We start from the raw sequence: 12060 nt of genomic DNA, 5'->3' as shown, positions 1-12060 counted from the left end.
GAGAGTCCGCCATGTACGAGCTGTCCCGGGTCCGCCTCTACTCCATCGGGCCCGCCGGTGCGCGCTACGCCGACACCGTGCTTGACCTGCGCGGTGTGGGCGAGGCCGTGCCCGACCCCGCGCCCACGCAGGCGGAGTTCTTCGAGGAGGAGCCCGTCGGCCCGCCGCGCCGGCCCGCGCCCGCGGGTGTGCTCTTCCTGGAGAACGGCGGCGGCAAGTCGGTCCTGCTCAAGCTGATCTTCTCCGTGATGCTGCCGGGCCACCGCAACACGCTCGGCGGCGCCAGCTCCGGTGTGCTGCGCAAGTTCCTGCTGGCCGACGACTGCGGACACGTCGCGCTGGAATGGCAGCACGTGCTGACCGGCGAGTGCGTCGTCGTCGGCAAGGTCAGCGAGTGGCGCGGGCGGCAGGTCTCCAACGACCCGCGGAAGTTTGCCGAGGCCTGGTACTCCTTCCGGCCCGGGCCCGGAATGAGCCTCGACAACCTCCCCGTGGCCGAGTCCACCGCCGTACGGGCCCCGGTCGAGGGCCAGTCCGGCGCACGCGGCCGGCGTCGCACCATGAAGGGCTTCCGCGACGCCCTCACGGAGGCGGGCAAGACCTACCCGCACCTGGAGGTGCACTGGGAGGAGATCCACGACCGCTGGATCGAGCACCTGGGCGACCTCGGCCTCGACCCGGAACTCTTCCGCTACCAGCGGGAGATGAACGCCGACGAAGGCGAGGCCGCCGGTCTCTTCGCGGTCAAGAAGGACGCAGACTTCACCGATCTGCTGCTGCGTGCCGTCACCGACACCCGCGACACCGACGGACTCGCCGACCTGGTCGGCGGCTTCGGCAACAAGCTCGGCCGGCGCGCCGAGCTCATCGCCGAACGCGACTTCACCGCCGGGTCGGTCGACCTGCTCGGGCGGATCGTCGAGGCCGCCGAGGCCCGCACCCGCGCGCGGGACATCCACGCCGGAGCCGAGCGGCGTACGCGGAACCTGGCCCGCAAGCTGTCCGACCGAGGGGTTCAGGAGCGGACCCGGGCCGCCGACCTGGCGCAGCGGGTCACCGCAGCGGCGTACGCGGTCACGCAGGCCGAGGCGGCCCGCGAGCGCAGCGCGCTGATCTCCGCCGAACTCGCCTACCGGCACGCCTCGCTGGCCCTCGCCGCCGCCGAGAAGTCCGCCGCCGCGCAGAAGCGCGAGCTCGCCGACGCCCGCACGCTGTACTCCGCGTGGCAGGCCGCCGAGGCCGCACTGCGCCACCGAGCCGCCGCCGACCGCGTCGCCCGGGTGTCCGCCGCGATCCAGGAGGCGGAGCGCGATGCCGCCCCCGCGCTGGCCGCCCGCTCCAAGGCCGCCGTCGATCTCGTACGGGCCCTGCACGCGGCCGCCGGGAACGCCGAGAACCTCGCCAACGAGGAGGAGGAGCGCTCCGCCGCCCTCCAGGAGGTCAGCGACTCGGCCTATCGCGACTCCACGGCCGCCGCCACCGAGGCACAGCGCGCCCGCAGCGAGGTCGGGCACCTCAAGCAGCGCCTCGCCGAGGTCGAGCAGGAGACCGCCGAGGCCGTACGGGCCGGCTGGCTCGACGACAGCGCGCCCGACGCCGACCCGGCCCGCGCCGCCCTCGCCGCCAGCGACGCCGAGAAGACCGCCGTGGCGGCCTGGGACGCGGCCCGCGAGGCGTCCCACCGGGCCGCTGAGCACGCGCGTGAGGCAGCCGCCACCGAGAACCGCGCGGAACTCACCGCGGCCCGCGCGGCGGACGCGGCCACGGCGGCGGAGCGGTCGTACGAGGCCGAGCGCCGCACCGCCGAGGCGCTGGCGGGGGAGGAGCGGCTGGCGGAGCTGCTGAGCCTCACCTCCGAGACCCGCCCGGGCATCCCGCAGCCCCGCCACGGCTCGGACAGCGAGCCGTCCCTCCCGGCCGCGTCCGGCGAGCAGGGGTTCAGCCCCGAGGAGCTCGACCGCTTCGCCGACGACCTGCGCGACCTGCTCGACGACGCCGTCGGCTCCGCCGAACGCCAGCTGTTCGACCTGCGTACGGCCGCCGCCGACGACTCCCGGATCCTCGGCGCGCTCGGTGACGGCGGGCTGCTGCCGCCCGGCCCGGACGTGCTGGCCACCGTCGAGTACCTCGGCGAGCACGGCATCCCCGCGCTGCCCGGCTGGCGCTATCTCGCCCAGGCCGTCGACCCGGCCGACCACGCGCGGGTGATGGCCGCCCGGCCCGAACTCGTCGACGGCGTGATCATCACCGACCCCGACTCCCACGCACGCGCCCGTGAGGCGCTGGGCGACGCGGCGCTGCTGCCGCGTTCCGCCGTGGCCGTGGGCACGGCGGCCGCCCTGCTCGCCCCGGCCCCCGCCCCGGACGCCGACAGCGGCGACGTGTTCCTCGTCCCGCCGAACCCGGCCATGCACGACGAGCACGCCGCCGACGAGGAGCGGCAGACACTGCGCGCCCGGGCTACCGAGCGCGACGAGGAGATCCGCGCGCTCGCCGCCCGCCTAGGCAAGGACCGGGAGCTGGCCGCCCGGCTCGCCTCCTGGCGCACCGGCTGCCCCGCCGGCCGGCTGGCCGAACTGGCCCGGGCGGCACACGACACCCGTGCCTTCGCCGAGGAGTCGGAGGCCGAGCTGGCCGAGGGGCGCACGGTGCGGGCCGAGGCCGACGAGACCGCCACCGAGGCCGCCCGGGTCCGGGACGAGCGCCAGGAGGCCGCCCAGAAGGCCCGCCGCTCCGCCGATGCCCTCGCCGGGCTCGCCTTCCGGCTGCGCGAACGGGCCGGCTGGCAGGTCAAGCTGCGGGAGTTGGCCGACGAGGCGACCGAGGCCGAGGCGGGTGCCCAGACCTGCCTGGAGCGCGCCCGCGCCGCCGACGAGGACCGGCGTGGCGCCCAGCGCGCCGCCGACGACGCGCGCCGCACCGCCCGCGCGCTGCGCGCCGAGCGCTCCGAGATCGCGGGCGCCCCCGACGACGTGCCCGAGGACGAGACCCAGACGCCGAAGGCCTCCTTGCCCGCCCTGCGGGAGGCCTACCGGGCCGCGTCCCAGGTGTACGAGAAGGTCGGCGTGGGCGCCGACCTGCGGGCCGAACAGGCCCGCGCGGAGAGCGACGAGAGCGCGGCCCGCGCGGAGCTGGACCGGCTCAGCAACAAGGTCCGTACGCGCGCGGAGCAGCTCCTCGAATCCCCGGACGGGTCCGACGGCCCCAGCCGCCAGGCCGCCGCAGCCCGGGCCGAGGAGCTGGTGCAGCTCCTGGAGACCCGTATGTCGAACGCGAGCGAGCAGCTCGGGCGGCTGCGCGGCGAGGCCGAACGGCACGCACCGGAGGACGGCGAGGCCCACACCGAACTCCCCGAGGAATCGCAGCCCCGCGACGCCGAGCACGCGCAGACCCTGCTGCGCACCGCCACGGGCGAACTGGCCTCCCACACCGAGGCGCTCAACCAGGCACGGGAGGCGCACACCGAACTCCTCGACGCCCACCGCGCCGCCGAGGACGCGGCGGGCGGCTTCGACGAGATCGCCGCCATGCTCCGCGACCTGCTGCGCGAGCACGCCCCGGACGAGGAACACGAAGAGCCCGAGCCCTACCCCGGCAGCCCGGAGGAGGCCCGGCAGTCGGCCGCCGAGGCCCGCCGCTCGCTGCGCGGCTGCGCCGCCGACCTGTCCGCCGCCGAGGCCGCCGTCCGCGAGGCAAGCGACATCCTCGTCCGGCACGCCAACTCCACGCGCTACGAGCAGGTCCGCACCCCGGCACGACAGCAGATCCGCGAACTGCCCGCCTCCGCGCTGCCCGAGCACGCCCAGAAGTGGGCGGACGCCTTCGCGCCGCGGCTCCGCGTCCTGACGGACGAACTGGAACAGCTGGAACGCAACCGCGACTCGATCGTGGACCGTCTGCGCGGCCTGGTCGAGTCGGCCCTGGCCACCCTGCGCTCCGCCCAGCGGCTCTCCCGGCTCCCGGAGGGCCTCGGCGAGTGGTCGGGGCAGGAGTTCCTCCGCATCCGCTTCGAGGAGCCCGACCAGGCCACGCTCACCGAGCGGCTGGGCGAGGTCATCGACGAGGCGACTCGCGCGGCCGTGAAGAAGAACTCCGACCTGCGGCGTGACGGCATGTCCCTGCTGCTGCGGGGCGTCGCCGCGGCGCTGCAGCCCAAGGGCGTCGCGGTCGAGATCCTCAAGCCCGACGCGGTGCTGCGCGCCGAGCGCGTCCCCGTAGGGCAGATGGGCGACGTCTTCTCCGGCGGTCAGCTCCTCACCGCCGCCATCGCCCTGTACTGCACGATGGCCGCGCTGCGTTCGAACGACCGGGGCCGCGACAAGCACCGGCACGCCGGCACTCTGTTCCTGGACAACCCCATCGGCCGCGCCAACGCCACCTACCTGCTGGAACTCCAGCGGGCGGTGTCGGACGCGCTGGGTGTCCAGCTCCTGTACACCACGGGCCTGTTCGACACCACCGCGCTGGCCGAGTTCCCCCTCGTCATCCGTATGCGCAATGACGCCGACCTGCGGGCCGGCCTGAAGTACATCAGCGTCGAGGAACACCTCCGCCCGGGCCTGCCGCAGCAGGCCCAGGCGGGGGAGACGGTACACAGCGAGATCACGGCGACCAGGATGTTCAAACGCCCGGCGTCCTCAAATCCTTAGGGACGCGGGAAACTGCGCAATCAGCCACAACCGACGTCGCGCGGGTCGGCCTCCAGCACGCACACCGTGACGCAGGGGTCCTCGGACAGCCGGGCCGCCACCACGCTGCCCGCGGTGCCGCCGCCGACCACGACATAGTCGAACTCATGCGTGCTCATGGGTCCTCCCTCAGTCGCCCGCCGGGGCGGAGAGGGGAGACGAGGCCGTGGTGTCCGAGCGGTGCTCGGCGAGCACGCCGGTCCGGTGCCGCTGGACGAACCAGTAGTAGGCGAAGCCGCCGCCCGCGATGACGGCGACGAACAGCACCGCGCCCCAGCGCAGGTACCAGTGGTAGGGAGCCGCGGCGTTGTAGACCGCGGCCCGCGGCCAGATGAGGTTGAGCGTCATGGCGCCGCCCCACAGCACGGCCAGGATGTTGACCGGCAGACCCCAGCGGCCCAGGGAGAAACGGCCCTCGCTCGCGGGCTGCCACTTTCCGCGCAGCCGGGCGACGAGCAGCGGCACCGTGACACCGAGGTAGGCGAGGTAGATCATGATGATGCCGATGCTGGTGACGACGGTGAAGATCTGCGGCTGGCGGATGTTGACCACCAGGATGGCCAGCGCCAGGATCCCGATGATCACGGTCGGCAGGACCGGCGTCTGGAACCGCGGGTGGCACTTGGCCAGCTTCGAGGACGCGGGCAGGTTGTTGTCGCGGGCCATCGCGAAGGCCAGCCGGACGGCCGCCGTGTGGACCGCCAGGGCGCACACCGTCACCGCGATCAGCACGCACCACAGCATCGCCTTGCCGGCCGTCGGGCCGAGCACGTCCAGGACGATGTACTGCAGACCGTCGGTGGACAGCTTCTCGCCCTTGAGGCTGGACACGCTCATCAGCGCGAGCAGCAGGATCAGACCGCCGAGCACGAAGGACGCGACGATCGCCCGGATGATCGCGCGCGGCGCGTTCCGGGTCGGGTCCAGGGACTCCTCGCCGAGCGAGGCCGCGGTGTCGAAGCCGTACATGACGTAGGCGGAGGCCAGCGAGGCCACCAGGAAGGCACCCAGGTACCCGTTTCCGTACCCCGCGCCGGTGCCGTGCGTCTCCATGACGACCTGCGGGCCACGCGTGATGTGGACCGCGAACAGGACGATCAGTACGACAGTGGCGATCAACTCGATGAACACGCCCGCCGTGTTGATCCTCGCCATCAACTTGACGCCGAAGGCGTTCACCAGGGTGGTGAACAGGATCAACACCGCGGCCAGGATGACCGCGTTGGTCGCCACGTCGTACGTACCGGTGCCGTCCCCCACGAACTGGAAGAACGACGAGATCTGCGGCAGCGTCAGCTGGTAGGCCAGTGCCACGGCCGCGATGGACACGATCGAGGCGATCAGCATCATCCAGCCGGCGAGCCAGCCCAGATGCGGATTGCCTATCTTCTTCGACCAGTTGTAGACGGAGCCCGCGACGGGATAGCGGGCTGCGAGCTCCGCGAAGCAGAGCGCGACCATGAACTGGCCGGCGAAGACCATCGGCCATGACCACCAGTAGGCGGGGCCGCCGCTGCCGTAGCCGAAGTAGAACAGCTGGAAGGTGCCGGTCAGGATCGATATGTAGCTGATCCCGGCGGCGAAGGTGTGGAAGTTGCCGAGAGTGCGCTTGAGCTCGGGTCTGTAGCCGAACTCGGTGAGTTCGGCGTCGTCCTGGCCGGGGGCGTCTGTGGACTGCGCGGTCGGTCTCATGGGCGGTTCCTCAATGGGTGTTCCTCGGAGCGGATTCGATCAGTCGAACCAACCCTGGGGGGTGGGCCGGGTGTTGCGCCATATGTGCTTCGTCTCGCGATACTCGGCGAGCCCCGCGGGCCCGAGTTCGCGTCCGAAGCCGGACTGCTTGAAACCGCCCCATTCCGCCTGCGGAACGTGGGGGTGGAAGTCGTTGATCCAGACCGTCCCGAGTCGCAGCCGGTCCGCGACCCGCGCGGCCCGGGCCTCGTCGCTCGTCCACACGGCGCTCGCCAGGCCGTAGATCGTGTCGTTGGCGAGGCGTACGGCCTCCTCCTCGTCAATGAACAGGTCGGCATGCGCGCCTCCCAGCCGTTCGACGAGCCACTCGTGGAAGATCCCGATGTGGTGCTCGTCGGGCACGAGTACACCTCCTTATCGGTACACCCGGGAAGCCATCGCCGGCTGCGTTCGTCCACAGGCTCCCAAAGCTTGGAGGTTCACCCGATGGAAGAGCTCCACGGACTCGAGACGTCCGCCCCTGACTCGACCACGTCGGGCGCGTACGAGGCGGGGCGGACCTGGTCACCGGCACCGGAGTGACCGGACTGCGAGGCACCACCACCGTCACGGGTGTGGCCCTCACCGACGGCCGCACGCTCCCCGCTGACATCGTGATCGTCGGAATCGGCGCCGGCCCCGACACCGCCTGGCTGGTCGGTTCGGCCCTGGCCCAGGTGAGGTGGTCGCCGTCGGCGACGTCCACTGCGTCGGCGGCACCCGCGCCGAGCACTGGACGGCGGCCACCCAGCAGCCCAGAGCCGCCGTGGCCAACCTGCTCGTCGGACGAACCGTCGAGACCGCGACCGCCGTGCCCTACTTCTGGTCCGACCAGTACGGCGCCCGCATCCAGTTCGCCGACCGGCGCGCGGACGGCGACACCGTCCGCGACGGAGGGCGAGCTCTACGACCGCGCACCGGCCGAGGGCGGCTTCCTCGCCCGCTACGAGCGGGACGGCCGGACGACCGCGGTGCTCGCCGTGGACCGCCCCCGCCCGTTCATGCGGGCGCGACGCGAACTCGCTAGGGGCGCGGGGGAGGAACGGGTGCAGTCCGCCGCACGGTGAGTACTGGCCGGGGTATCCGGTCGGGCGTCCGTTCCAAGGTCCGGACGCCTCGCCGGGGTTCCCCGGCCGTCACTCCTTACGAGTGGGACAACTGCCCGGCCCCGCCCCGCCGGCGTATCCGCCCCTGGGCCCGCACGGCCGCGCGTGCCTGCCGTCGGGCCCGACGGCGCTCGCGGCGCAGGGCCCGTGCTGTGCTGCTCGGCATGGACACCACGCCGTTGCGCTGGTTCCAGACCTGACGCGTCACCCACACGTCGAGGGCTCCCCAGGTGGCCGCGATCGTGCTGACCACGCTGCTGATCACCATGGGGAACGCCAGCCAGGACCCGGCCATCGTGCACAGGAAGGCCACCATCGCCTGGATCAGCGTCAAGGCTATGAGGAGCACCGCCCGCACGGCCGCCGTCCGTACCGGATCCGGCAACCGCCGTCGCCGGGCCGGCTCCTCGACCCACAGGGGCCGGTTGTACTGCTGCTCGCGTACGCCGCGGCCCGTCTCGTGAGCCAGGGCTTCTCTTTCGTGGGCCCTCGTCCCCGCCTCGTCGGCCGGATTGTCGCGATCAGCCGCCTCGCGATTCCGATGCCCCGGCACATGCGCCCCACCAGCCCTGGGCGTCCCGTGCCGCTCCGCCGTGCCCATCAACGTGTCACTCCCCACCGCCAGCAGACCGCTCGCTCGCATCCGAAGACCCGTGCTCCCCAGTGGCTGCCCGGCTTGCGCTGTTTTACGCCGCCCAGGTGCGGGATGCGGCTCCTGTGGCCGATTCCGCCCCCAACTCCCGTAGAGAAGGACGAACAACCCACCACGAAGATTCCCAAGAACCGAAAAATTTCAGCCAACCGCCCTGGCGGATCACGGTGCTCGGCCCGCACGGCCGCCCTCGGTTTCGGGGAGACAACTCCCGCAATGCCCGGACAACTCCCCATGCCTCGTGGCTGGCGCGGAAGTTCACCTTCCGGACCGGTCTTCGAGTTCCCTGTGGGTCGGTAGTAGGCTCGCGCCGTTTGTTGACGCACATGTGTACCCCCGGTAGGCCGGGGGCCCGAGCTGGGGGAGGCCATGCGCTTTCGCGGGAAGTCCATCCGCCGGAAGATCGTGGCGCTGCTTCTCGTGCCGCTGGTGTCCCTGAGCGCGATCTGGGCCTTCGCCACGGTGCTCACAGGGCGTGAGGCGGCCGACCTGTTCAATGTGTCGTCCGTGGTGGAGAAGATCGCCTACCCCATGGAGGACACCGTCCGCGTCCTCCAGGAGGAACGCCGCCAGACCCTCGTCTACCTCGCCGACCCCCGCGCCTCCGACGGGCTGGCGGCGCTCCGGCGCAGCAGGGCCGCCACCGACAAGGCCGTCGGCGGCATTCGCGACAACGCCCGGAATCCTGACGTGCGCGACGCGATGGGCGAGGACACCGACGAACGGCTGACCGCCGTCCTGGACGCCTTCGAAGGCATCGAGTCGCTGCGCAGCAGTGTCGAGGACGGCACCGTCAACCGCTCTCAGGCCCTCGACCTCTACAACCGGCTGGTCGACCCGTGCTACGTCCTCCTGGCCAACCTGCACGTGGTCGACAACGTCGAACTGGACAAGCAGTACCGCGCGCTGGTCAGTCTCGCCCGTGCCCGCGAACTCCTCTCCCGTGAGGACGCCCTCCTCGGCTCCGCCGTGATCGTCGGCGAGATCTCCCACTCCGAAGAGCGCGACATCTCCGACCTCGTGGCCCAGCGCAGCCTGATGTACGACGCCAACCTCCCGCTGCTGCCCGTCGCGGAGCGCGACCGCTACGAGAGCTTCTGGAAGAACGCCTCCTCCGCTCCGCTGCGCGTGGCCGAGGAAGCGGCCGTCTCCTCCGGGTCCGGAGCTCCCCGCGGTGTCTCCGCGAAAAGCTGGGACAGCGCCGCCGGCAACGTGCTCGACGAGCTCGGCACCCTCAACGACCAGGCCAACGACCGCTACCAGGACCGCGTCGACCCGGTGGCCATGGGCGTCATCGCCAAGGCGGTCATCGCCGGCGTACTCGGCCTGCTCGCGCTCCTGGTCTCCCTCTTCCTGTCCGTGCGCGTCGGCCGCACCCTCATCCGCGATCTGCGGCAGCTGCGCCTGGAAGCCCACGAGGCGTCCGGGGTGCGACTGCCCAGCGTGATGCGCCGGCTCTCCGCGGGCGAGCAGGTCGACGTCGAGACAGAGGTCCCGCACCTCGAGTACGACAAGAACGAGATGGGCGAGGTCGGCCAGGCCCTCAACACCCTGCAGCGCGCCGCCGTCGAAGCCGCCGTCAAACAGGCCGAGCTGCGCGCCGGCGTCTCCGAGGTCTTCGTCAACCTCGCGCGCCGCAGCCAGGTCCTGCTCCACCGGCAGCTCACCCTGCTCGACGCCATGGAGCGCCGGACCGAGGACACCGAAGAACTCGCCGACCTGTTCCGCCTCGACCACCTGACCACCCGCATGCGCCGGCACGCCGAGGGCCTCGTGATCCTCTCCGGCGCCGCCCCCTCCCGTCAGTGGCGCAAGCCCGTCCAGCTCATGGACGTCGTACGCGCCGCCGTCGCCGAGGTCGAGGACTACGAACGCATCGAGGTCCGCCGCCTCCCGCGGATCGCCGTCACCGGCCCGGCCGTCGCCGACCTCACCCATCTCGTGGCCGAACTCCTGGAGAACGCCACGGTCTTCTCGCCTCCGCACACCGCCGTCCAGGTCCTGGGCGAGCGGGTCGCCAACGGCTTCACCCTGGAGATCCACGACCGCGGCCTCGGAATGGCCGCCGAAGCGCTCCTGGACGCCAACCTCCGGCTCGCCGAGACGCCGGAGTTCGAGCTGTCCGACACCGACCGGCTCGGTCTGTTCGTGGTCAGCCGTCTCGCCCAGCGACAGAACGTCCGGGTCTCCCTGCAGCCCTCGCCGTACGGAGGGACGACCGCCGTCGTCTTCATCCCCGACGCGCTGCTGACCGACGACATCCCGGACACGAACGGCATCGGATTCCGCCTCGACCGCCCCCAGCTGGCCGGCGAGAGCGAGCCGCAGGACAGCCGCCGCGCCGCGCTGTCCCAGGCGCCCGCACCGCGTGCGGGCCTGCCCGCCTCCCTCCTGGACGGCCCGGTCGAGCTGGAGGCGCCGGTGGACCTGGACGCCATCAGCGGGTTCTCCGGCTCCCTCGAGGACGAGAGCGGTGAACACGGCGCTCTGTTCCGCTCCCGCCACTCCCTCACCCGCGCCCAGGACGAGACAGCCGGCCGCCCCGACCCGCAGCAGAGCGACGCCCCCGGCGGACGGGACCGGACCGACACCGGCGACGAGCTCGGCGCTCCGGCCGTCCCGCCCAGGCGCCACACTCCCAAGCTGGTCAGCTCGCACGGGCGCCCGGTCACCGAGCAGCGCCCCCGCCGGGCCAAGACCGACGAGGAGCCGACCACGGCCACCGGCCGAGCGGAATCGGGGGCCGCATCCTCGCTCCCGTCGCGTCGCCGGGGCGAGGAGTCCCCGAGCGGCCGGGCCATGGGCCGGTCCGGGCCGGAGCACGCGCTTCCGGCCAGGCGCCGCACCGAGGACTCCGCGACCGGAAGCCGCCGAGGCGAGGCGCAGACCGACGCACCCCCGCCGCTGCCGGCACGTCGCCGGGGGACGGAATCCGCTCGCCCGGCCATCGGCGCGGCCGGCCGCGCCGCCGACCGCACCGAATCCCCGGTCATGCCCGGCAGTGCCGACGGCGACCGGTCGGAACCGCCCGCTCTGCCCAAGCGCACCCGCCGAGCGGAGATCGCATCCAGTGGCCCGGACACACCCGACCGCGGCTCCGGACCCACGCCGGAGAACACCGGCGGGCCCACGCGCCCCGAGGCCGGCTCCGGTGCCGCGCCACAGGACACCGGCTCGGCACCCGGTGCCCCGCTGCGGGGGGCCGGATCCGGCCTTGGGGCGCTGCCCCGGCGCGTCCGGCAGGCCAACCTGGCTCCGCAGCTGAAGCGGGGGACCGAGCCGCGTACGGAGGACAAGGCCGAGCCCGTCGAACGCGACGCCGAGGAAGTACGCAGCCGCATGGCCTCGCTCCAGCGCGGCTGGCAGCGCGGCCGTGATGAGAACGCCGCGGGCGATGCCGCCCACAGCGGCGCAGCACGACAAGGAACGACAGAGGGGGACGGTCGATGACCGCACCGAAGGCGACCGGCCACACCGCGACCATCAAGGGGGAGCTGAACTGGCTCCTCGACGACCTGGTGGACCGCGTCGCGAGCATCCGCAAAGCCCTCGTGCTCTCCAGCGACGGTTTGGCGACGGGAGTGTCCAGGGATCTGACCAGGGAGGACAGCGAGCACCTGGCTGCCGTCGCCTCCGGGTTCCACAGCCTCGCCAAGGGTGTGGGACGCCACTTCGAGGCCGGCAACGTCCGTCAGACCGTCGTCGAGCTCGACGACGCCTTCCTGTTCGTGACCGCCGCCGGTGACGGCAGCTGCCTCGCCGTCCTCTCGGACGCCGACTCGGACGTCGGCCAGGTCGCCTACGAGATGACGCTCCTCGTGAAGCGGGTGGGCGTACATCTGGGTGCCGCTCCGCGCACCGATCTGCCCGCAGGCGGGTAGTG

General features: G+C 72.6%; 5 protein-coding genes and 4 pseudogenes. 4 read left to right on the top strand and 5 right to left on the bottom strand.

Annotation, left to right across the window (positions count from 1 at the left end; translation table 11 throughout):
* Positions 1-11 precede the first annotated feature (11 nt).
* Complete coding sequence (locus ACFT32_RS35475; RefSeq protein WP_382497472.1) at positions 12-4649, top strand: hypothetical protein; 4638 nt, start codon at positions 12-14, stop codon at positions 4647-4649.
* A 29-nt stretch (positions 4650-4678) separates the two neighbouring features.
* Here ACFT32_RS35475 and ACFT32_RS35470 read toward each other — a convergent pair.
* The 4 genes and pseudogenes from ACFT32_RS35470 to ACFT32_RS35455 form a co-directional block, all read right to left on the bottom strand.
* Positions 4679-4807 (bottom strand): annotated as a pseudogene (locus ACFT32_RS35470) (NAD(P)-binding protein); the annotation flags it as partial.
* Positions 4808-4817: 10 nt separating this feature from the next.
* Positions 4818-6380 carry an APC family permease gene (locus ACFT32_RS35465; RefSeq protein WP_382497470.1) on the bottom strand — a complete coding sequence of 521 codons (1563 nt, stop codon included), beginning with the start codon at positions 6378-6380 and terminating at the stop codon, positions 4818-4820.
* 39 nt (positions 6381-6419) lie between these two features.
* Positions 6420-6707 (bottom strand): annotated as a pseudogene (locus ACFT32_RS35460) (aldehyde dehydrogenase family protein); the annotation flags it as partial.
* Between the two features lie 18 nt (positions 6708-6725).
* Positions 6726-6925 (bottom strand): annotated as a pseudogene (locus tag ACFT32_RS35455) (SRPBCC family protein); the annotation flags it as partial.
* 6 nt (positions 6926-6931) lie between these two features.
* Here ACFT32_RS35455 and ACFT32_RS35450 point away from each other — a divergent pair.
* Positions 6932-7486 (top strand): annotated as a pseudogene (locus tag ACFT32_RS35450) (oxidoreductase C-terminal domain-containing protein); the annotation flags it as partial.
* A 76-nt stretch (positions 7487-7562) separates the two neighbouring features.
* Here ACFT32_RS35450 and ACFT32_RS35445 read toward each other — a convergent pair.
* On the bottom strand, positions 7563-8126 hold the full coding sequence (locus ACFT32_RS35445) for a hypothetical protein (RefSeq protein ID WP_382498107.1): 564 nt from the start codon (positions 8124-8126) through the stop codon (positions 7563-7565).
* Between the two features lie 420 nt (positions 8127-8546).
* Here ACFT32_RS35445 and ACFT32_RS35440 point away from each other — a divergent pair, with 420 nt between their 5' ends.
* Together ACFT32_RS35440 and ACFT32_RS35435 are read left to right on the top strand one after the other, a co-directional pair.
* The gene (locus tag ACFT32_RS35440) at positions 8547-11627 is read left to right on the top strand and encodes a nitrate- and nitrite sensing domain-containing protein (protein ID WP_382497468.1); all 3081 of its coding nucleotides are present in this window, start codon (positions 8547-8549) and stop codon (positions 11625-11627) included.
* Entirely contained in the window at positions 11624-12058 is a 435-nt protein-coding gene (locus tag ACFT32_RS35435) for a roadblock/LC7 domain-containing protein (protein ID WP_382497466.1), read from the top strand. Before ACFT32_RS35440 ends, ACFT32_RS35435 begins: the two co-directional genes overlap by 4 nt.
* The last annotated feature ends 2 nt before the right edge of the window (positions 12059-12060 follow it).

The sequence above is a fragment of the Streptomyces sp. NPDC057002 genome, from assembly GCF_042673825.1.
GTDB lineage: Bacteria > Actinomycetota > Actinomycetes > Streptomycetales > Streptomycetaceae > Streptomyces.
The sequence above is the reverse complement of the archived record's forward strand: the minus strand, read 5'-3'. Positions and strand labels throughout refer to the sequence as shown.

Excerpts from the sequence above, each read along its gene's own strand:
- ACFT32_RS35475 (WP_382497472.1), top strand. The coding sequence starts at position 12 with ATGTACGAGCTGTCCCGGGTCCGCCTCTACTCCATCGGGCCCGCCGGT.
- ACFT32_RS35465 (WP_382497470.1), bottom strand. The coding sequence starts at position 6,380 with ATGAGACCGACCGCGCAGTCCACAGACGCCCCCGGCCAGGACGACGCC.
- ACFT32_RS35445 (WP_382498107.1), bottom strand. The coding sequence starts at position 8,126 with ATGGGCACGGCGGAGCGGCACGGGACGCCCAGGGCTGGTGGGGCGCAT.
- ACFT32_RS35440 (WP_382497468.1), top strand. The coding sequence starts at position 8,547 with ATGCGCTTTCGCGGGAAGTCCATCCGCCGGAAGATCGTGGCGCTGCTT.
- ACFT32_RS35435 (WP_382497466.1), top strand. The coding sequence starts at position 11,624 with ATGACCGCACCGAAGGCGACCGGCCACACCGCGACCATCAAGGGGGAG.